This is a genomic window from Comamonas sp. Z3, from assembly GCF_008121565.1.
GTDB lineage: Bacteria > Pseudomonadota > Gammaproteobacteria > Burkholderiales > Burkholderiaceae_C > Comamonas > Comamonas brasiliensis.
In genome coordinates, this window is sequence record NZ_VOQU01000001.1 from 905874 (window position 1) to 926474 (window position 20601).

The following is a 20601-nucleotide window of genomic DNA, read 5'->3' on the forward strand; positions in this document are numbered from 1 at the left end:
GCAGCTTCGAGAGGGCGACCGGCAGCATCTGCTGCAGGGCTGTCCGGCATAGCGAGAGTCTTTTACCGCTGACCTGCTTGCTGTACTCCTGCGTGGAACGAAGATCAAGAGGCGTAGTGGATGGCTAATACACCTTTCCGGCCGTTCGGCAGCCGCAGCCGGCAGCAGCGCGGGTCAATTGCCGTGACAATGCGGTGGCTCTGCGTTTCCTGCGATCACCCAAGCGTGACTAAATATATCGAGAGATGCGTGCAAGCTATCCTGTCACGGACATTCCGACGCTTGATGCAAGCAAGCGGCTCGCTCTCGGAGAGCGGTCGAGTTCGGAGCCCGTGCAAGCAACCAGTTTAAAGACTTGCGACGAACTTTGTTGAAACGATCTGACACCTGTTGGAATCATGGCTGCTGACTCTTCTTTCTCTCAGAGGCAAGCCGGTGCAGGGGCTGCAAGCCCCGAGGGCCGCTTGCTCTTCTCCCGTATGGTCAAGCAGGTACGGTTGCGTCAGTTGCAGCTTTTGCTGGCTTTGCAGCAATGTGGCTCGGTCATGCAGGCGGCAGTGGAGCTGAACATGAGTCAGTCGGCGGCCACCCAGGCCCTGGCCGAGCTTGAGCGGGTTCTGGACATCAAGCTCTTCGAGCGCCATGCACGCGGCATACGGCCCACAGTGGCAGGCCAGGCCTTGATCGATGCAGCACGCGGCATGCTGGTGGGATTGCAGGAGGTGTCGGAATCGCTGGCCTCCATCCGGCGCGGGGCTTCGGCGGCTTTGCGTCTTGGAGCCATTCCGGCAGCTGCGCTTTCGGTGCTGTCCCAGCTGCTGCCGCGCTTTTACGAGGCCCACCCGCAGGTCTATGTGGATGTGCATGAGGACGGCAGCGCCCCGTTGCTGTCGCAGCTCATGGCTTCGGGCCTCGATGTGGTGTTCTGCCGCCAGCCCCAGCTTTTGCCGGTGGAGTTTTCCTTCGAGCCGCTGCTGCTGGATGCGGCCGTGGTGATTGCGGATGCAGATCATCCGCTGGTCGGGCGCCGCGATGTGCCGCTGCCTGCCTTGAGGGGCGCGCGCTGGGTGCTGCCAAGCTTTGGCATCGCGGTGCGCCATATCGTGGAGACCGAGGTGCTGCCCGTGCTGGAGGATGCCTCCTGGTTTCCGGCCTCCACCGTGTCCCTGCCCGTGCTGGAGGGCCTGCTCACCCAGCCTGGGGCCGTATCGCTGGTGCCTCGCAGCATTCTTCCGGGACTGCGTTCGCAGGGGCGTGTGCGTGCGCTGGATGTGCGTATCGAGGGTGGCTTGCCGCCGCTGGGTGCGGTGTATCGCACAGACCATGCGCCAGTGCTGTTGCAGGAGATGCTCAAGCTCTGGCATCGGCTCAAGCTGCCTCATGCGGCAGCACCGGCATCCGCATAGAAGGTTACCGGCAAGCAGGCTGAACGCCCAGGGCATCGAGACCTTGCAGATATGAAGCGCTCCGCGCGCTGATCGGGTGTGACTGCCAGGCGACGGATGCGCCTTGGCAACCCAGGGTCAGGGGGCGGAGGCCCTGCGCAGCAGATAGATGTCCATGATCCAGCCGTTTTGCTCACGGGCCTGGGCGCGCCTGCTGGTGATGTCTGGCGCGATGTCGCAAAGCCTGCCGTGCATAAGCAATTGCTGCGGCATGCCGAGATAGGCGCCCCAGTAGATGTCGACATCGGTGTCTTGCAGCTGCTCATAGCTGCGTTGACCATCCAGCATCACGACCAGGGTGTTCACTCCAGATGGCCAGCCGTTCTCGCGCAGCTGGCGACCGGTGGTGATCAGAAAGGGCTCGCCGATTTCATTGAGGGCAATGCCGTGGGCACTGCACAGCACCTGCATGGAGGTGATGCCAGGCACGACGCGCACCTGTTCGCGGGCCAGGCCCAGGCGCGAGGCAATGCGCAGCGTGCTGTCGTAGAGGGCAGGGTCGCCCCAGACGAGCAGGGCCACGCGTCCCGAGCGAGCAGGCAGATGGTGCTGAAGACTGGCTTGCCAGCGCCGGGCAATGGCATCGTGCCATTCGTCTACCTGCTGGTCGTAGTCGTTGCCCTGCTGGCGGCGTTGCGGCATGTCGAAGTGGGCGATGCAGTTGTGCTGCACATCCAGCTCCTGCAGCAGGGACAGGCGGACCTGGGCCAGCTCGGCCTTGCTGTCTTCCTTGTGCGGCAGCAGCACCAGGTCGGCGCTGCGAATCGCTTTTTCGGCTTCCCGGGTGAGGTGATCGGGGTTGCCGGTACCGATGCCGATCAGAAACAGCTCCAGCATCAGGCGTCCTCGGTTCCGCGAGGGAAGCGCGGTTCGTCGCCGCGCGGACGGTAGCGGCGATCGTAGTCATCGGCATAGAGCCGGCTGTTGCCGAAGTCCTGCTGGCTCAGCGTGGCACCGACCAGGATCAGCGCGCTGCGCTGCAGCGGATTGGACCGGGCTGCGCTGGCAATATCTCCGACACGGGTGCGCAGCAGCTGCTCGTCGGGCCATGAGGCACGCCAGACAATGGCCGCCGGGCAGTCTGCGCCGTAATGGCTGGTGAGCTCCTGCTGCACCTGCTCGGCCACATGGACCGACAGATGAATCGCCAGCACGGCACCGGTCGCCGCGAAGGCGGCCAGGGTCTCGCCCTCGGGCATGCTCGAGGCCCGCCCCGAGGTGCGTGTCAGCACCACCGACTGGCAGGAGCCGGGCAGAGTCAGCTCGGCTTCCAGCGCCGCGGCTGCGGCACTGAAAGCGGGGACACCGGGCGTGACGGTGTAGGGGATGTCCAGTTCGCGCAGGGCGCGCAGCTGCTCACCCATGGCAGACCAGATGCTCAGGTCACCGGAATGCAGACGGGCGACATCCAGCCCTTGTTCGTGTGCGGTCTGGATTTCGGCCACGATGTCTTCCAGTGACATGGGGGCGGTGTTGACGAGACGGGCTCCGGCAGGGCAGTGTGCCAGCAGCTCGCTGGGTACCAGCGAGCCTGCATACAGGCACACAGGCGCGGCGGCCAGCAGATCACGCCCGCGAACGGTGATGAGGTCGGCCGCACCGGGGCCGGCTCCGATGAAATGAACGGTCAAGGCAAAACTCCAGGAATAGGTGGTGTGGGCAGCGGCAGGCCAGCAATCGCCAGCGTCGCACGTCGGTCTGCCGAAACGGTGCGTAGCACCAGCAGCCGGCTATGTGCCAGAGCGGCGCCGGCATGCAGGGCCAGCGCTTCTGCGACGCTGCCGGTGGCAAAGCGCTGCTGCAATCTTGGGGAATGCGACGGTGTGGCGATATGCGCAATCGCGCTGTCGGCAAAGCTCTTCCAGTCTATCTGCGCAAGCCTCTGGCGGGCCCAGTCCTGCAGGGCGCCAGCCGCCGGCGTCTGGCTTCTGCTGGAGAGCAGGGCGAAGGTCCAGCGGCAGCCGACCGTGTCTGCGCTCGCCAGGGCCTGGGCGGCTTGGCTCCAGCAGCTTTCGAATGACTGGGGCAGAGCCGAGGCCTGGAAGCCCCAGCCCGCGAACAAATATCTCATTGGCTGCTCCAGACCCACTGCACCAGAGGGCGAGACGGGGTCCAGGAATGCATGCTGCCCAGGCCCTGTGCTTCGCTCCATTGCAGCTGATACAGCTGGCCGCCATGCGTGCGGTGCAATTCCAGCAGCAGCGCCTGGGTGTGCAGCGCCACGGCATTCACCACCAGCCGCCAAGGCCCGGAGAGGCGCATGCATAGGGCATCGAACAGCTCGGCGCTGAAGCCGCCGCCGACAAAGACGGCCTGCGGCTCTGGCTGCAGACGGGGCAGGGCTGCCAGGGCGTGGCCATGAACCACTTCGAGCCCTGTCGCATAGCGCTCAGCATTCTGCGCAATATTGGCTGCACGCGCGCCATGCTGCTCCACGCAGATGGCCTGGCCGCCAGCCAGGCACCACTCGACGGCGACCGAGCCCGAACCTGCCCCCAGATCCCAGAGCCACTCGCCTTTTCGCGGTGCCAGCGCGGCCAGCGTCATGGCGCGCACCGGGCTTTTGGTGATCTGCCCGTCATGTGCAAACTCACTGACGGGCAGGCCTGGCACCTGGGGCAGACCTTTTCCGCCGCGCGCTTCGAAAGCCGCAGTCACGGGGGCCTTGGCCGGCTGGGTTGCCAACAGCGATGCCAGCTCGCGCGCCGTGCCACTGCGGATGTCCTGCTGATCGCTGCCTGCCTGCTCCACCAGCCACAGCGGGCTGTCACCCCAGCCCTGCTGCAGCAGCCACTGTGCCAGGGTGTGAGCGGCCGGGCCGTCACGCAGCAGGCAGATAAAGCGCTCTTGAGGCGCCAGCAGAGGCGTCAGGCTGCTCAGGCTGCGGGCATGCAGGCCCAGACAGTGGGTGCGCTCCTGGGACCAGCCCAGCTCGCCCGCAACCCAGGCAAATGTCGAGGCTTGAGGATAATTGCGCCACTCGCCCAGCTCCAGGTGCCTGGCCAGCGATGCACCGGCACCGAAGTGAAACGGATCGCCGGACACCAGCACGGCCACGCCTGGCTGTCCGCGCAGCTGCAGCACTGGATCGACGCTGAAGGGGACGGGCCAGGCCCTGCCGCGCGTCCCTGCTTGTGCCAGCGCCAGATGACGCGGACTGCCGAACACAACACTGGCATCATCCAGGGCTCGTCGCGCTGCAGGGTTCAGGCCCTCCAGCCCTGATGGATGAATTCCGATAATTGAAAGCCACGGATTGGCCATGACCCAAGTTCTCCTGTTAGGCGGCACTTTCGATGCCTATATGTTGTCCACGCTGCTGCATGAGGCCGGGGTGCAAGCCATCTATTCCTATGCCGGGGCCACCCAGACGCGCCGTACTCCGGCCCTGCCGGTGCGTGTGGGTGGCTTTGGCGGCGTGCAGGGGTTGGTCGATTACCTGAGTGCGCATCACATCACCCATGTCATCGACGCCACCCACCCGTTCGCGGCACAGATGAGTGCCAATGCCATCGCGGCCTGCGCCCAACTGGATCTGCCCCTGCTGTCCATGGAGCGGCCAGCCTGGCAGGCGCTGCCCGGCGATCAATGGCAGCATGTGCCGGATATGGCGGCTGCCGCACAGGCCTTGAGTCGGTCTTTGAAGCGGGTGTTTCTGGCCATAGGGCGCAAGCAGCTGGCGGCGTTTGCGGGCCTGGCCGGCGAGCACCAGTTTGTGCTGCGCGTCATCGACCAGGAGGGCGGTGCCTTGCCGTTGCCGGCATCCAGCTATGAGCTGATCGTGGCGCGCGGCCCATTTCGGCTCGCCGATGAGCTGGCGCTGCTCGGGCAGTACCGCATCGACTGCATCGTCAGCAAGAATGCCGGTGGCGCAGATACCTATGCCAAGATCGAGGCCGCGCGGCAACTGGGTATTGCCGTCATCATGGTCGACAGACCGGTGCTGGCGCCGCGCGCCCAGTGCCAGAACCCGCAGCAGGCCATGGAGTGGCTGCAGCAGCAGTGCTGCTGAGCACTTTTGCGCGGCAGGACCTTGAGCGTACTCAGGCATGGTCGCTCACAATAGAAGGGGCGCTGCTGAAGGCTTCATAGCTGCGCGGGGTGTAGACATGCTTGCCCACCTGCCTGGTCTGGCTGTTGCCTACGATCACCACCGTGCGCATATCGGCCATATCGGCCCGTGCATCCAGCAGCTTCACGACCCGCAGCGTCTCATCGGGGCGACTTACGTTGCGGGCAAAGCAGATCAGGCGCTCGGGCTCGCACTCCTGCTGCAGCACCTGCAGGGCGCGCGAGAAGCCTTCGGGGCGCGAGCGCGAGCAGGGGTTGTAGAAGGCCATGGCGAAATCGGCCTGGGCGGCCAGACGGACGCGGCGCTCGATGATGCTGGCGGGTTTGAGGTTGTCGGACAGATTGATGGTGCAGAAGTCATGTCCCAAGGGGGCGCCCAGGCGGGCTGCTGCTGCCAGCATGGCGGTGATGCCCGGCTGCACCTGCACGTCCACGCCTTGCCAGCGGGCATGCTCCTCGGGGCAGGCCTGCTCCAGCGTCTCGAACACGGCACTGGCCATGGCGAACACGCCCGGGTCGCCCGACGAGAGCATCAGCACCTTGCGGCCCTGGGCTGCAAGATTCAAGGCGTTGCGCGCACGCTCCAGCTCCTCACGGTTGTCGCTGGCATGCAGTTGCAGGTGCTCCAGGCCCTGCAGCCGCGCTACGTAAGGAAAGTAGCCGAATGCATCGCTGGCGCTGGCAATGCTGTCGCGTACCTGCTGCGTCAGCAAGGCATCATCGCCCGGGCCCAGGCCCAGCACCAAGAGTTGTGGAGTCATTGAGGTCTTGCTCATGGCGGCGCGATCACATGTCATTGGCCGGGCGGCGGCCCTGGCCGTGCACGACGATGATGGCGAAGTAAGGGCAGCGATCGGGCGCATCGCGCAGCGGCATGACCTGCTGATCGCTCATGGTGCCGTTGATGACCAGCCAGGCACGGTCCAGCTTGCCTTGTTCGTCCAGCAGCCCACGGATGCGTCCCAGATGCCGTCCCACTTTCATGATGACCAGCGCGTCCGAGCGCGCCATATGCTCGCGCAGCGGCGTATCGGGCAAGGTCGCGGGCAGCACGCTCATCACATCGTCACCCCAGGTCATGGGAATGCCGGTGGCATGCCAGCAGCCCACCATGCCGGGGATGCCGGGCAGCACTTCCACGGTCACCTGTTCAGCTTGGCGCAGACGCACATAGAGGTGCATGAAGGAGCCGTAGAAGAACGGATCGCCTTCGCAGAGCACGATCACATCCTCGCTGCGCGTGAGCTGCGTCAGCCGGACCTGCCAGTCCTGATAGAAACTGGACAACTGGGCGATATAGCGCGGGTCGTCGTGCGGAATTTCCGTGGTCAGCGGGTACTCCATCGGGTACTCCGTGACCTCGGCATGCAGCAGGCCGTTGACCAGTTGCCGTGCCTTGCCCGGGTGACCGCGCTTGCGGAAGTAGGCCACATGACGGGCGTTTCTCAGCAGGCGGTCGGCCTTCACGCTCATCATGTCGGGATCGCCGGGGCCCAGTCCCACGCAGAAGATTTTTCCGTGATTCATGGTGACTCTTCCTACTCCACCGTGGTTGCCAGCGCGTTGATGGCGGCAACCGTGATGGCGGAGCCGCCGAGGCGCCCTTGCACGATGGCAAACGGAATCTGTCCCCACTCGCGCAGCGCGTCCTTGGACTCCGCCGCTCCCACAAAGCCGACCGGGCAGCCGACGATGGCGGCCGGGCGCGGGCAGTGCGGGTCCTGCAGCATATGGAGCAGATGAAACAGGGCCGTCGGCGCATTGCCGATGGCGACTACGGCGCCGTCCAGATGCTCGCGCCACAGCTCCAGTGCTGCGGCGCTGCGGGTGTTGCCCATATCGGCGGCCAGCGCTGGCACACGCGGGTCCTGCAGGGTGCAGATGATGGGGTTTTGGGCCGACAGGCGCTTGCGCGTGATGCCCTCGCTGACCATGCGTGCATCGCAGAGTACGGGTGCTCCGCGCTGCAGCGCGGCTTCCGCGGCTGCGGCAAAGGTCGGGGAGAAATGGATGTGCGCGGCCAGCTCCACCATGCCGGCTGCGTGAATCATGCGGCAGGCGACCCGCTCTTCCACGGGGTTGAAGCGCTTGAGATCGGCCTCGCGGCGGATGATGCTGAACGATTGCCGGTAAATCTCTTCACCGCACTTTTCATAGTTGTAGGTCATTGAGTTGTTGCTGTATATCGTGTGGATCGGAGTCCAGAGGCCGATAGGGAATGGAGGCCCGGGCCGATGGCTGTGCTTCGGCGGGGCTGGCGTGCAGCCATATCTGGCCCGCTGCGTCCTGGCTGGCAAACACCACATTTGTCGCATCGGCAGGCAGGGCACAGAGCTTGGCGCAGCCGCTGATATGAAGATGCCGGTCCGCCGCCTGTGAGCTGGCGAACCGCAGGGCCATGGACTGGGCCGGGATATGGGCCTGAGGGCAGTTGGGGGCGCCGGTGCAGGCCGAGACCCGCAGGCGCACATCGGTGGACTGGCGGATCCAGTCCCAGGAATCAAGCCGGGCAGGCAGTGAATCCAGATGCTTGTTCGGCAGCAGCAAGGATCTCCAGGGCGTGACCCGGATCTCCGCCTGTTCGGGCATCGGAGCCGCAAGCTTCTGTATGGCCCATGCGTCCAGGCGCCCCAGCGGGGCGCCCAGCAGCAGGCCGTGAGGGTTGAGTGCTCCGGGCCGCAACGGCTTGGCAGTGGTCTTGTCCTGAGTGCGGGGCTCAAGGTGATGACTGGCCCTGGCGAGCCCGCAGGCCTGAAGGTCAATGGGCTTTGCAAGGGCGCGCAATCGGCCTGCCGCCTGCGCGCTGCGCTCACGGGCAAACCACAGTGCAATCCGTACGGCGGCCTGGACGGCTGCCGGTGCGCTCTCAAAACCGTACCAGTCTGCCGATTGGCCCAGCGCAAGCCCATAGCGCCCATCGGCGCAGGGCCATAGCTGAAGGTCGGAGCTCAGGCTTTGGAGATGGCACTGCGGGTCGTCGACCAGCATGTCGAATTTGCCGGGCAGGGCAGACATGTCCTGCTGTTGCAGGGTCAGGGGACTTAGATCCCGCGCCACTGCCACGGAAAGGGCCAGAGCCAGTGCGTGGGTGCGATCTCCTCTGGCGTAGAACGGCGTGCAGTGCACGGCAGGCGCCAGATCTGCCTGTTCATCAGCAGGAGCCAGTCTGGAGACAACGAGCGCCGCGCGCAGGGCAGGCAGCGCCGATTCGCGCACGCCGCGCAATTGCAGATTGCCGAGGCGCGTCAGCTCGATCTGGCCTGAGGCGTGGGTTCGTGCGAGCTCGGCCAATACCAGCCATTGAGCGGCGCTGAGAGACGCGCAGCGAGGGCGCACGCGAACGATCCAGCCGTCCTGTGCCTGCATGGGCTTCCAGGTGCTGGGGCACCAGCCGCGAATCTGGATGGGCTCAGGGCTGGACAAGCGCTGCTCCAGGCGAGGCGGCCAGGGCACGGCCGGCCCACTGGGACAAATCTGACTGGCAAATTCCATGCAACATAGGTCATCCACGGTCGGTTTGGCCGATACCCGGGCCAGACAAAGGAAATGTGCAGAGGGAAATGAAGAGGTGATGAGCCGCACGCAGGCGTCGGCATATCACAAGCCACATGCAATCCCGCTGCGCCTTGTACACATCAGGCCGGTCTCCGGACTTACAGAGCCCACCTGAGGGTGGCATGTCGATGCGCCTTCCCGCTTTCGCAGTGGCGGCCATGGCCGTGGGCCAGAGCGTGCATCGCCATATCTCTGATTACCGTTGCGGGTGCAGTGCAGGATTGATGGAGATTCCATTCACCTGCTTCTCGTTTCACCTCCGCGCGCAGAGCACGCCATGAGGCACCTGTGGTGGCGCGATCTTACGCGATAAACCTGGTGCACACGGCCCAATTCATCGGCCTGGTGGCAGCTTTCCTGCCGCCTGTGCGGCTACCAGGTATCGATAAGACGAGCAGGCGGAGCGGCGTGATGTCTTGTCAGATGATTATCAAAGTAGATAGCTACTGGCGCTTTTCTGCTAAGCGATAGAGGTCTTTTTCAGGTGAATTCCAGCGGTAGCCGAAGGGTGTTCGGCCAGACCTTTGCCAGTCGCTCGGCACCGCCAAACCGACGTGTGCTCTGGCCCGCAGCGTTTTCACAGTCCACCAGAATCTGTGCCACGGCAGGTACGGGGCCGCGCTCCAGCTGCAGCACATCGGGGCTGCGGAAGTCGCTGAGCAGCCACAGGCAGGATGGTTGCCGGGAGTATCTGGCCGCCATCTGCCAGCCTGACTCCAGGGCCTGGGCCAGCGGTGTGCCGCCACCGCCGCGTAGCGGCTCGATCAGTTCGGCATTCCAGCGTGGCGCCCGCGTGGGCTCCAGCAGCCAGTGCAGGCGGCCTGCGCCGAAGCACAGCAGGGCCACGGCTTCGCGCTGCAGATAGGCCCGGCGCAGCCACTGCAGCAGCAGGCCCTTGGCCTGGGCAAACGCGCCGCTCTCCACCATCGAGGCCGAGCAGTCCAGCAGGAACAGGTGTTGCCTGCGCACCGTTCCCTCGGGCTGGTGCCAGCGCAGATGGGCGGGTGCCAGTGGCAGCCCCTGGCGCTGGCGCAGGGTGGCAGTCCAGTCAATCGATGCCCCTGGCATCTTGTGGACGCTGGATACGGCATGGCTGGCCAGGGCCAGACCTTGGTTGGCGGAGCCGACTTGCCCCCGGCCGGCGCTCAGCGCAGCAGACCGGAGGCCCGGGCTTTTTTTGCGGCCAGGGCCTCCAGGGCTGCCTGTGCCATGGCGTCGGCCTGTTGAGGCTCGAAGACGACGCTGCTCACGGCTTGAGCCTGACCCCAGCCGGCAGGCGGCTGTTCGAGGCCCGGGCCGGCGTCTTGAGGCAAGGAGCCGGTGGCGCCGGGCTCGCGGGAGGCCGTTGAAGGGGATGCTGACGCCTGGATACCAGGCTCTGTGCGGTCTTTGCGATCCGTGCTGGATGGCGCAGCGGGCACGGCCGAAGCTGTGCCTGCGGGAGTCTGCTGGGGCTGACTGGCGCTGCCCGGGTCTGGCTGGGCAGCACGATGCTGCAGTACCAGTGGCGCGACTTCGGCCACATGGGCTGGCGTGATGCTGTGACTGCCTTGCCAGGCTGCCAGGGCGCGCGCAGCGCGCAGCATGACCAGATCGGCACGCAGTCCGTCCACCTGGGCGGCTATGCATTGCAGGGCCACGGCCTCGTGGACGGCATCGCTCCAGGCCAGCTCCGAGGCATTGCGGCAACGGCTGCGGGCCTGCGCCAGCCGCTGGCGGATCTCCTGCTGGCGGGCCGCATGGGATTGCACAAAGCCCTGGGGGTCCAGGTCAAAGCGCAGCCTTGCCTTGACGATGCTGCTGCGCAGCTGCGGGTCCTGGGGATTGTCCAATTGCACACAAAGGCCCAGGCGGTCCAGCAACTGCGGGCGCAGCATGCCTTCCTCGGGGTTCATGGTGCCGACCAGCACAAAGCGTGCAGCATGGCTGTGCGAGATCCCGTCGCGCTCTATGCGATTGATGCCGGAGGCTGCCACATCAAGCAGCACATCGACGATGGCATCGGGCAGCAGATTGATCTCATCGACATAGAGAACCCCTTCGTGCGCCTTGGCGATCAGGCCCGGAGCAAAAGCCACTTCATGGCCCGCCAGAGCCTTGGACAGGTCCAGACTGCCGGTCACATGCTCGATGGAGGCGCCTAGCGGCAGGGTGACGAAAGGTGCAGGTGCCAGCAGATCCGCCAGCGCACGTGCTGCCGTGGACTTTGCCGTGCCGCGCGGGCCCCGGATGAGCACGCCGCCCAGCTGTGGCTCGATCGCGGCCAGCAGCAGAGCCTGCACGAGTGCGGGCTGTCCCTGTATGGCAGACAAGGGAAAGACCCTCTGAGCGGCTTCGCCACTTCCTCCCTGCGGGGGGAGGAGGCCTTCGCTGCGAGGCGCTGCGGCCGGCTTAGGCTCTTGCCTGGCGCCCCTGGCTTGGTGCAGGCCGGTTTCACAGGAATTGAACTCTTTCATTGGGAAACCTGTCCTTCCATGAATTCTTCGTGCTCCAGCATCTGGGCCAGCAGGCTCTGGCGATGCTCGCCGGGCTGCTCCCACATGCCGCGGTCTATGGCTTCCAGCAGGCGCGAGACGATATCGCCCAGCGCCTGTGGATTGTGCTGGCGCAGAAACTGGCGCACGCTCTCATCTTCCACATAGGCCTGGGTGACCATGGCGTAATGCTGGTCCGAGACCAGCGCGGTGGTAGCATCGAAGCCGAACAGATAGTCCACCGTGGCCGCCATCTCGAAGCCGCCCTTGTAGCCGTGGCGCATGGCGCCCGCAATCCACTTGGGATTGGTGACGCGGGCGCGTACCACGCGGCCGATTTCCTCAGCCAGGGAGCGAATCCTGGCAGACTGAGGATTGCCATGGTCGCCATGATAGACGGCAGGGTCGCTGCCGCCCAGGTGCCGCACGGCCGCCACCATGCCGCCCTGATGCTGGTAGTACTCGCTGGAGTCCAGCAGGTCATGCTCGCGGCTGTCCTGGTTCTGCAGCACCACGTCCAACGCCTGCAGACGCCGCTCCAGCGCGGCGCGGGCTGGCACGCCATCGGCCTGCTGGCCGTAGGCATAGGCACCCCAGTGCAGGTAGTGGCGTGCAAAGTCGCCCGCATCGGTCCACTGGCCGCTACGCAGCATCTCGTGCATGCTGGCGCCGTAGCTGCCTGTGGGCGCTCCGAAAACGCGCCACAGCGCCTGTTCGCGGGCCGCGTCGGTGCTCAGGCCCTGGTCAATGGCGGTTTGCGTGTCACGCAGCATGCGGGCGCGGATAGGGTTGTCCTCGGCGTCCTCATCCAGCTCGGCCACGGCACGTACCGCGGCATCGAACATCTGCACCACGTTGGGAAAGGCATCGCGGAAGAAGCCGCTGATGCGCAGCGTCACGTCAACGCGCGGGCGACGCAGCCCAACGGCAGGAATGACTTCAAAGTCGGTCACGCGCTGGCTGCCGGCCGCCCATTTGGGACGCACCCCGATCAGGGCAAAGGCCTGGGCGATATCGTCACCGCCGGTACGCATGGTGGCTGTTCCCCAGACGGAAAGACCGATGGCTTGCGGATATTCGCCATGCTCCTGTAAATAACGCTCCAGCAGGCGCTGAGCGGACTGCTGCCCCAGCGCCCAGGCAGTCTGGGTGGGGATGGCGCGGGTGTCCACGGTGTAGAAGTTGCGACCCGTGGGCAAGGTGTCGCAGCGCCCGCGCGAGGGTGAGCCGCTCGGGCCCGGCGGCACAAAGCGTCCTTGCAGTGCGCGCGAGAACTGCAATAGCTCCTGAGGGCCGCAGGCGTCCAGTGACGGTGCAATCTGCTGCTCTATGCGCGTCAGCACTTGTCGTGTGTGCGGCCAGTCGCGGGCCTGCTCGGGCCGGGCAATGACCTGCAGGGCCAGCAGCTCGAGCCGTTCGCGCGTGTCGCCGCCATGGCGCCAGGCACCGGCATCCTGCTGCTGCAGCGCGGCCGGACGCGGGCCGTTCCAGGGCGCGGCGGCATCCATGTCCAGCGGGTTCCAGTCCATGGCCGGCAGCAGGTCGGCGGCCAGTGCGTTGAGCAGGCCCTGCTCGTTGCCACCACTGCCCGGATAGCGCGCCAGAGACAGCAGGGTGGATTCGCGCAGCTGGCCCTGGGGCGAGCGGCCGAAGATATGCAGACCGTCGCGGATCTGGGTTTCCTTGAGTTCGCACAGATAGGCGTCGATGCGTTCCAGCAGTTGCTCGTCGGCATCGGGCTGCGCACCTGCCGCTTCGAGGCCAAGTTCGCGCAGCAGATCCTGCTGCCTGGCGCAGTCCAGAATCTGCTTGCGCAGCATGCCGGAGCGACGCAGATCGACCAGCAGGGCTTCGTAGTATTCGTCCACCAGGCGTTCCAGCTCCTGCATGGGACCGTGGTTTTCGGCGCGCGTGAGCGGCGGCATCAGATGGTCGATGATGACAGCCTGGCTGCGGCGCTTGGCCTGCGCCCCTTCGCCCGGGTCGTTGACGATGAAGGGGTAGACATGCGGCAGCGGGCCGAGAATGGCATCGGGCCAGCATTGCTGGGACAGCGCCAGGCTCTTGCCCGGCAGCCATTCCAGATTGCCATGCTTGCCTACATGGACCATGGCGTCCACGCCGAACACATCGCGCAGCCAGAAGTAGAACGCCAGATAGTGATGGGGCGGCACCAGCTCGGCGTCGTGGTAGCTCGCGTAGTCATTGCGTCCATCGAGAGAACGTGCGGGCTGTATGCCGACAAAGACATGGCCCAGCTGCAGGCCCGCAATCATGAACCAGCCATCGCGCAGCATGGGGTCCTGCTCGGGCGCACCCCAGCGCTCGGCTATGGCCTGGGCCATATCGCCGGGCAGCTTTGCCAGGCGCTGTTGATAGGCCTGCAGCGAATAGCCCTGGCTTGCGGAACGCAGAGGCCATTTTTTCGGGTCATTGGCAATGCCCTGCTGCAGCAGGCCCATCAGAGCCAGACCGGAGTCAGGCCGCGCAGCAGCATCCCCCAGCTGCCAGCCGTCACGTGCCAGCTGATCCAGCAGGGCGATGACGGATTCCGGCGTATCGAGGCCCACGCCACTGCCCATCCGTGCCTCGCTGCCCGGGTAGTTGGCCAGTATCAGCGCGGCTTTCTTCTGCGCTGCGGGCTTGCTGCGCAGCCGACACCAGCGCCAGGCCAGGTCGGCAATCCAGGCAATGCGGTCGGGCTCGGCCTGGTAGCTGATCACATCGGCTTGCGTCAGCTCGCAGCGATGGGCCAGGCCCTTGAAGCTCATGGCGCGCGTCATGATGCGGCCGTCCATCTCGGGCAGCACTACCTGCATGGCAATGTCGCGCGGGCGCAGGCCTTGGCTGTCAGCCAGCCAGTCCTCGCGGTTGCTGCCGCTGGCGATGACCTGCAGCACGGGAATGTCGCCCGCAAGCGCATCGGCCGCCTCGCCGGTGCGCGCATGTTCTCCGAGGGCCGCAAACGCCGTGGTGTTGAGAATGATCTGCACCTGGTGGGTGAGGCACAGGGAGCGCAGCGTCTGCAGGCACAGCCCGTCCTTGAGCGACTCCAGGGCCAGCGGCAGCGGGTTCAGGCCGCGTGCGAGCAGGGCGTCAGCCATGAGGTCGAAGGCCTCTGTATTGGCCGCCAGCAGATGCGAGCGGTAGAACACCAGCATCGCCACGGGGGCGCCCGGGGTCCAGCGCGCCTGCAGATCGTCCAGGCCCGGAAGGTGCCCGGCATCGTCGGCCAGCCAGCTTTGTGGCACATGCACGGCCACGGGGGGCAGCACCCGCACGGGCGCTCCCTCACGGCCCTGGTTCAGGCCCCAGGCTGCCGCCATACGCAGGAACTCGCGCGCATTGCCAAGGCCGCCGGCGCGCAGATATTGCCACAGCGCACGGCTTTGCTCGGGCTCCAGCGTGCCCTTGGCCAGCAGTTCGGGATCTTCCTGGTTGTCGCCAGAGAACATGGCCAGCTTCTGGCCCTTGCGGCGCGCCAGCTTTTGCAGCTGCTCCAGGCCGTAGGGCCAGGTGGATTCGGCTCCCAGATGGTCGACGATGACCAGTCTTGCATGCTGCAGCACCTCGTCGATATACAGATCGAGCGAGGCGCTCTGGCGCAGATGCAGCAGATTGGCGAGCCGCAGCGTGGGGACATCGGCTTCGGCTTGCTGCCACATCCGGTAGGCATCGGCCAGCAGCGACAGCGTGGTGTCGGCGGAACTGAGCACCACCATGTCGGCAGGCGTCTGGTCCAGACGGGTGATGATGCTGTCGTCTTCGACAAAGCCGCCAGGGCGGGAGCTGAGCAGGTGCATGATTCAAAAACAGTAGCTGATGGCGCTTTTCAGCAAAGGGCTAGAGCCGGCTTTGGCTAATTTCTCAGACTTCGGCGCTTTTAAGCGTCCGCTGCAGCACGGCCGCGTCCAGCTGCTTGCCGATGAACACCAGGCGCGTGGCTGCAGCTTCGCCCTCGGCCCACGCACGGTCGAAATAGGCATCGAAGCGGCGGCCCACGCCCTGCACCAGCAGACGCATCTTCTTGCCCGGCAGAGCGGCAAAGCCCTTGACGCGCAGCACGCCATGCTGCTCCACGATGGACTGCAGGGCCTGCATCAGGCGCTCGCGGTCCACGGCGCCCAGGTCCAGGTGCAGGGAGTCGAAGGCATCGTGGTCATGGTCTTCGTCATGGTCATGGTGGCTGTGCTTGTCGTCGATCGACAGCTCGGCGGCGCGATGCTGGCCCAGCAGCACGCTCAAGGGCACCTGGCCCTGCACGGCTTCGATCATCTTCACGCTGGCAGGTACTTCTTCGGCCACCAGGGCTCGTACCTGGCCGAGTTGTTCGGCCGTGACCAGATCGGCCTTGGACAGCACCACCAGGTCGGCGGCAGAGAGCTGGTCCTCGAACAGCTCATGCAGGCTGGCGTCATGGTCCAGATTGGGGTCGGCCTGGCGCTGCTCGTCGACGGCATGCGGGTCATGGGCAAACTGGCCGGCGGCCGCAGCGGGCGTGTCGACCACGGTGACCACGGAATCGACGGTGAAGACATTGGCAATATCGGGCCACTGGAAGGCCTGGACCAGGGGCTTGGGCAAGGCCAGGCCGCTGGTCTCGATCAGCAGCACATCGATATCTGCACGGCGCTCGGCCAGGGCCTTCATGACGGGGAAGAACTCTTCCTGCACGGTGCAGCACATGCAGCCGTTGGCCAGCTCGTAGATCTGGCCCGACTGCATATCCGCGCCACCTTCTTCCTTGCAGCCTATGGCGCAGGTCTTGAGGATTTCGCCGTCAATGCCCAGTTCGCCGAACTCGTTGACGATGACGGCCACGCGCAGGCCCTTGGCCTGCTCGAGGATATGGCGCATCAAGGTGGTCTTGCCGCTGCCGAGAAAGCCGGTGACGATGGTGGCGGGGATCTTGGTGGTTTGCATGGATCTATCTCCGGTGAAGGAAAGCAAGAAAAATCAGGGGCGTTCGAGGAAAGCTGGTCCGTGGACATGGCATTGCGGGTTGACGCGCGCATCAAGCACATGGCCTGTGAGCGTCGACGCCAGATTGTCGGCATCCATGGGGCCGTACCAGACGCCGTCGGGGTAGACGATCATCAACGGGCCATGGTTGCAGGGGTACTGGCAGCCGGTCTGCAGCGGCTGCAGCCGGTTTTTCAGTCCCGGGGTTTCACGTATCGTGCGCGTCAGTGTGGGCCATAGCTGCAGCGCTCCCTTGGCCGCGCAGCGCGGGCCCACGCACCACAGCACATGCTGGCGGTGCTCGGGCACCAGCGACCAACCCTTGGGGTCGTGCTCCCATGGATCGTCGCCCAGCACCTCGGGCACATCGGGCTGGCGCAGTGCATCTTCCACGGACCGGGCCAGCAACTCGGTCAGTCCGGGTAGCTGCAGCAGCGGTTGACCAAATACCAGGCGCGGGCAAGGATGTGAGGAATCACGTGCCGCGCGCCAGCGCATGATGAGCTTGTGCAGCCAGCGGCGCAGCGAGGCTTCGTCAGGCACCATCACGGGCAGGATCAGAATGCTGCGGGCCTCGGCACACAGGTCCAGCGCCTCACCCAGCGTGGGCTGGGCGCGGTCCACATAGGCCGTGGTCACCTGCTGCACAGGCTGGCCTGAGGCCCTCATGTCGGCCTCCAGCCGCGCGGCCAGATCGCTGAGCTCCGTCAGGCCTGCGGTATAGGCGCCGCCCCGGCTAAGCAGGATGATGGCCAGCGAAGGCGCTGCGGCCTGCTTGAGGTCGGCAGGTCGGGAGGAGGGGAGATGCTTGTTCACGGCAGCTCTCCTGCAGAAAACTCCACACGTTGGACGCTGATCTCGCGCTCGGGGTGCAAGGCGGCTGCCAGGCGCTGTGCGGCTTCGGTATTGCGCGGGCCGGGTGTGGCTTCGGCATAGCTCATCACGAAGAACCGGCGATTGCGAATGGCGGAAACCGCCTCAAGTTCCTTTTTATGCAGCAGGAAGTCGATCTTGCCCTGGGCGTCGGGTTGGCCGTAGTCAATGATCACGATCCACTCTGGGTCGCGCTCGATCACGTCTTCCCAGTTGCCGCGCTGCCAGTTCTGGCTCAGGTCTGCAAAGATATTGCTGGCTCCAGCCTCGTCCAGCATGGCCTGCGGCATGCCGAAGTGACCGACGGTGACGGGAATCTCCTGGCCGCTGTCGTAGACAAAGACGCGCGGCAGCGTGCGATTGCCTTGCATCTGCTGGCGCAGCTGGGCCTGGGAGGCCCGCAGTTTGTCTATGCGTGGCTGGGCCTGCGGGAGGACGCCAAAGATGCGGCTGATGTTCTCCATGTCCAGCAATGCATCGTCCAGTGCGATGCGCTCGCGCTTTTGCACGCGGATGCAGGACTCGGACAGCACATAGGAGGCGATGCCGTGGCTGGCCAGGCGCTCCGGGGTCACGGCACCTTGGCGAAAGCCATAGCTCCAGCCGCCAAAGACAAAGTCGGCTTCGGCGCCCAGCAATACCTCCAGGTTCATGCCCTGGGATGAAAGATCGGGCAGACGCTGCAGCCAGGGCTTGAGCTGGGGGCTGATCTCCTTGCTGGAAGGGATGCCCGAGTAGCCGACCAGGCGCCGGCCCAGACCGAGATAGAGAAAGCTCTCGGTGATGTTGACGTCATGGGTGACGGCGCGCTGGGGAACCTTGTCGTAGCGCACCGTCTGCCCGCACACCGGCAACTCCAGTGCTGGCTGATGCTGGCGCATCGGTACCGCAACCGACTGCGGCTCGGGTGCTTTGCCGCAACCAGCCAGCAGCAGCGATGCCGCCAGAAGCGCCGAGGCGCAGGGACGATTCAAGCCAAGAGCTTGCATGGCAACAGGCCTGGGCAGCATCAGAAGCGCATCAGCGCGGACAGTTCCACGCTGCGCCCGCGTCCCAGCAGCCACTGGTTGCCACTATAGGCATAGGTGGCATAGAGGCGGTTGGTCAGGTTGCGGCCCACCAGGCGCAGCGTGGTGCGCGGGTTCATATCCCAGCTCAGCACGGCGTCGGTCACCACATAGGAAGGCATGCGAACGGTGTTGGCGTTGTCACCAAAACGGTCGCCCACATAGCGCATGCCCAGCGATGCCTGCCAGGGGCCGGTGCGGTAGTGACCCCAGAGGTTGGCAGTCACGCGCGGCACGTTGCTGGGGCGGTTGCCTGCACGGTCCACGCCCTTGCTGCCTTCGAGCAAACGGTCGAACTTCGCATCCACATAGGCAATATTGCCTTCGAAGCGCAGCGTCTTGCTGGCATGGATGAGGCCAGTCAGTTCAATCCCCTTGGACGACTGCTTGCCACCCTGGACCGACAGTGCCGGACGATCGGGGTCGCGGGTGATGATGTCGTCCTTGACGATGCGATAGGCCGCCACGGTCCATTCGCCACGCCCATCGGCCAGTTGCTGCTTGTAGCCGACCTCGATCTGGCGGCCCTGGCTGAGGCTGAAGCCGGTTTGCGACTGGGCAATTGCCAGCAGGCTGGTGACAGGGTCATGGCCGGTACTGGTCTGCACATAGGCGCTGCTGAGCGCATCGAACTTGTGGGTCAGGCCCAGGCGCCAGGAGGTGCCGTTCAGCGGCTTGTCAAAGCCCGAGCCGTCCTGAATATTGTTGCGCGAGAAGGCATACCAGTCACGGCGCATGCCGGCCATCAACAGCCATTGCTCGCTGATCTTCCAGGCATCTTCAAGATACAGCGCATTCTGGCGGAGGCTGGAGTTTATGCGCGGCAGATAGGCATCGGGGCTGTCCCAATAGCCATGCTGCGGGTTGAAGGCTGAAACCGTGGACTTCCCGGTGTAGGGAGAGTTGCTGGTACTGGTGAACTGGGCGTTGGAGATGTCCCAGCCCACGGCGATCTGGTGGCTGGCGGCCTTGAGGTCCAGCCCCATGCGATTGCCCGTCTGCTGCACATCGTGGCCGATTTCCAGATAGTCGGATCGCCCCACCTGGCCGGTGGCTGGCTGGTAGTCGTAGGCCTCGATGTTCTTCCAGTGGCGATCGGACTTGAAATGATAGAGTTCGTTGCGCACCGTCAGCGCGTCGCTGGCACGCCACTGGGCCTTGGCACGGAAGCGCTGGTCCTTGAACTGGTCGATGGCATCGAGCACGTTGTAGTTCTTGTTGCGCAGCTCCTTGACGATTTGCCCGTCGACCACGGGCGAGCCGAAATAGCGCTCGGGCTTTTGCTGGCTGATGTCGGCACTGAGGTCCACGGTCAGATCGCTGCGCGGCGTCCAGCGCAGTGCGCTCATCAGCTTGCCGCTGCTGGCCTTGCCCAGCTCGCGCTCGCCGTCGGTGCGGTCGCCATAGGCATCGAGACGGTAGCTCAGGGTCTCGCCCAGTGCGCCGCCAGCGCCGATGCCGGCGTAGGCCTTGCCGTGACTGCCTGCTCCCAGCAGCATTTCGGTGGAGCGCTCGCGGCTGGGCTGCTTGCGGATGGCATTCATGGTGGCACCTGTGGTGCCGCTGCCATACATCAGCGATGCGGGGCCACGCAGCACTTCGATGCGCTCATAGCCCCAGCTGTCGCCGGGATAGTTGACGGTGCCCGAGGCCACGCCCAGCATGATGCCGTCCTCGGCAATGCCGATGGAGTTCACGCCATTGAAGCCGCGGCTTGAAAAGGACAGCCCCCCATTGCCGGGGGCGCCCGATGTGCTCAGGCCCACGGTGCGGGTGACGGCGTCGGAGACCCTGTAGTCCGCACGCTCGTCCATTTGCAGCGAAGACACGCCGCTGACGCTGGCCGGAAGATCCAGCACGGGTACGTTTACATGGGAGGCCGTGGTTGACGGCTGGCTGGTCTGCAACTCATGCGAGGGCAGGCGGTTTTCCCGCACCGTGACTTCGGGCAGGGACTGCTGGGCCATGCCGACGGCGGGGCAGAGCAAAAGCAGCTTGAGTGCGGTGTTGCCTAGATGGCGCAGCTGAGGCTTGGAGTTGAGGGCGGAATGAAGAGCAGCAAAGGTTTGTGGATGAGAGCACATATCACGAGGCCGAAACTGCCTGAAGGGATAGCTGTGCCGCAGACAGGTCCGCCTTTCTCAGACATGACGC

Annotated in this window: 17 protein-coding genes and 1 riboswitch; of the genes, 2 read left to right on the plus strand and 15 right to left on the minus strand. The window is 65.2% G+C overall.

Going from position 1 to position 20601, the window contains the following annotated elements:
• Window positions 1–398 precede the first annotated feature (398 nt).
• Window positions 399–1406 (plus strand): LysR family transcriptional regulator, encoded by a 1008-nt coding sequence (locus FSY59_RS04260; RefSeq protein ID WP_019044229.1) that lies wholly within the window; start codon window positions 399–401, stop codon window positions 1404–1406.
• A gap of 117 nt (window positions 1407–1523) precedes the next feature.
• Here the strand turns inward: FSY59_RS04260 and cobF are convergent, their stop codons facing one another.
• The 4 genes from cobF to cbiT are packed head-to-tail and all read right to left on the minus strand — an operon-like array spanning window position 1524 to window position 4709.
• A complete protein-coding gene (gene cobF / locus FSY59_RS04265) occupies window positions 1524–2282 on the minus strand; it encodes a precorrin-6A synthase (deacetylating) (protein WP_050871902.1) in 759 nt (252 codons plus the stop codon).
• Window positions 2282–3076 carry a precorrin-4 C(11)-methyltransferase gene (gene cobM, locus FSY59_RS04270; RefSeq protein ID WP_003055907.1) on the minus strand — a complete coding sequence of 265 codons (795 nt, stop codon included), beginning with the start codon at window positions 3074–3076 and terminating at the stop codon, window positions 2282–2284. The genes cobF and cobM overlap by 1 nt, the downstream gene beginning before the upstream one ends.
• Entirely contained in the window at window positions 3073–3516 is a 444-nt protein-coding gene (locus FSY59_RS04275) for a cobalamin biosynthesis protein (RefSeq protein WP_043372269.1), read from the minus strand. Before FSY59_RS04275 ends, cobM begins: the two co-directional genes overlap by 4 nt.
• On the minus strand, window positions 3513–4709 hold the full coding sequence (gene cbiT / locus FSY59_RS04280) for a precorrin-6Y C5,15-methyltransferase (decarboxylating) subunit CbiT (RefSeq protein WP_148728516.1): 1197 nt from the start codon (window positions 4707–4709) through the stop codon (window positions 3513–3515). Before cbiT ends, FSY59_RS04275 begins: the two co-directional genes overlap by 4 nt.
• On the opposite strand from cbiT, the gene FSY59_RS04285 reads away from it, so the two are divergent.
• Window positions 4702–5457, plus strand: a complete 756-nt coding sequence (locus tag FSY59_RS04285; RefSeq protein ID WP_019043628.1) for a cobalt-precorrin-6A reductase — start codon at window positions 4702–4704, stop codon at window positions 5455–5457. The two genes, cbiT and FSY59_RS04285, sit on opposite strands and share 8 nt — an antisense overlap.
• Before the next feature lie 31 nt (window positions 5458–5488).
• Here FSY59_RS04285 and cobJ read toward each other — a convergent pair whose 3' ends face one another.
• The 11 genes from cobJ to FSY59_RS04340 all read right to left on the minus strand — a co-directional run bounded on the left by cobJ (window position 5489) and on the right by FSY59_RS04340 (window position 20414).
• Window positions 5489–6277 carry a precorrin-3B C(17)-methyltransferase gene (cobJ, locus tag FSY59_RS04290; RefSeq protein WP_148728517.1) on the minus strand — a complete coding sequence of 263 codons (789 nt, stop codon included), beginning with the start codon at window positions 6275–6277 and terminating at the stop codon, window positions 5489–5491.
• A gap of 25 nt (window positions 6278–6302) precedes the next feature.
• Entirely contained in the window at window positions 6303–7043 is a 741-nt protein-coding gene (gene cobI / locus FSY59_RS04295) for a precorrin-2 C(20)-methyltransferase (protein WP_003055899.1), read from the minus strand.
• An 11-nt stretch (window positions 7044–7054) separates the two neighbouring features.
• The gene (locus FSY59_RS04300) at window positions 7055–7684 is read right to left on the minus strand and encodes a precorrin-8X methylmutase (RefSeq protein WP_003055897.1); all 630 of its coding nucleotides are present in this window, start codon (window positions 7682–7684) and stop codon (window positions 7055–7057) included.
• Window positions 7668–8939: a nitrite reductase gene (locus FSY59_RS04305; protein ID WP_253279218.1), complete on the minus strand. Its 1272-nt coding sequence runs from the start codon at window positions 8937–8939 to the stop codon at window positions 7668–7670. Before FSY59_RS04305 ends, FSY59_RS04300 begins: the two co-directional genes overlap by 17 nt.
• 197 nt (window positions 8940–9136) lie before the next feature.
• A riboswitch (cobalamin riboswitch) is annotated at window positions 9137–9376 on the minus strand.
• A 175-nt stretch (window positions 9377–9551) separates the two neighbouring features.
• Window positions 9552–10139: a VWA domain-containing protein gene (locus FSY59_RS04310; RefSeq protein WP_148728519.1), complete on the minus strand. Its 588-nt coding sequence runs from the start codon at window positions 10137–10139 to the stop codon at window positions 9552–9554.
• A 77-nt stretch (window positions 10140–10216) separates the two neighbouring features.
• The gene (locus FSY59_RS04315; RefSeq protein WP_148728520.1) at window positions 10217–11527 is read right to left on the minus strand and encodes an ATP-binding protein; all 1311 of its coding nucleotides are present in this window, start codon (window positions 11525–11527) and stop codon (window positions 10217–10219) included.
• Window positions 11524–15348, minus strand: a complete 3825-nt coding sequence (gene cobN, locus FSY59_RS04320) for a cobaltochelatase subunit CobN (RefSeq protein WP_148728521.1) — start codon at window positions 15346–15348, stop codon at window positions 11524–11526. The genes FSY59_RS04315 and cobN overlap by 4 nt, the downstream gene beginning before the upstream one ends.
• Before the next feature lie 64 nt (window positions 15349–15412).
• Window positions 15413–16468 (minus strand): cobalamin biosynthesis protein CobW, encoded by a 1056-nt coding sequence (gene cobW / locus FSY59_RS04325; protein ID WP_050871915.1) that lies wholly within the window; start codon window positions 16466–16468, stop codon window positions 15413–15415.
• 33 nt (window positions 16469–16501) lie between these two features.
• Complete coding sequence (locus FSY59_RS04330; protein ID WP_050871917.1) at window positions 16502–17323, minus strand: (2Fe-2S) ferredoxin domain-containing protein; 822 nt, start codon at window positions 17321–17323, stop codon at window positions 16502–16504.
• Window positions 17320–18390, minus strand: coding sequence for an ABC transporter substrate-binding protein (locus tag FSY59_RS04335; protein WP_148728522.1), 1071 nt, complete (start codon window positions 18388–18390; stop codon window positions 17320–17322). The genes FSY59_RS04330 and FSY59_RS04335 overlap by 4 nt, the downstream gene beginning before the upstream one ends.
• The gene (locus FSY59_RS04340; RefSeq protein WP_255439148.1) at window positions 18390–20414 is read right to left on the minus strand and encodes a TonB-dependent siderophore receptor; all 2025 of its coding nucleotides are present in this window, start codon (window positions 20412–20414) and stop codon (window positions 18390–18392) included. The genes FSY59_RS04335 and FSY59_RS04340 overlap by 1 nt, the downstream gene beginning before the upstream one ends.
• Between the last annotated feature and the right edge of the window lie 187 nt (window positions 20415–20601).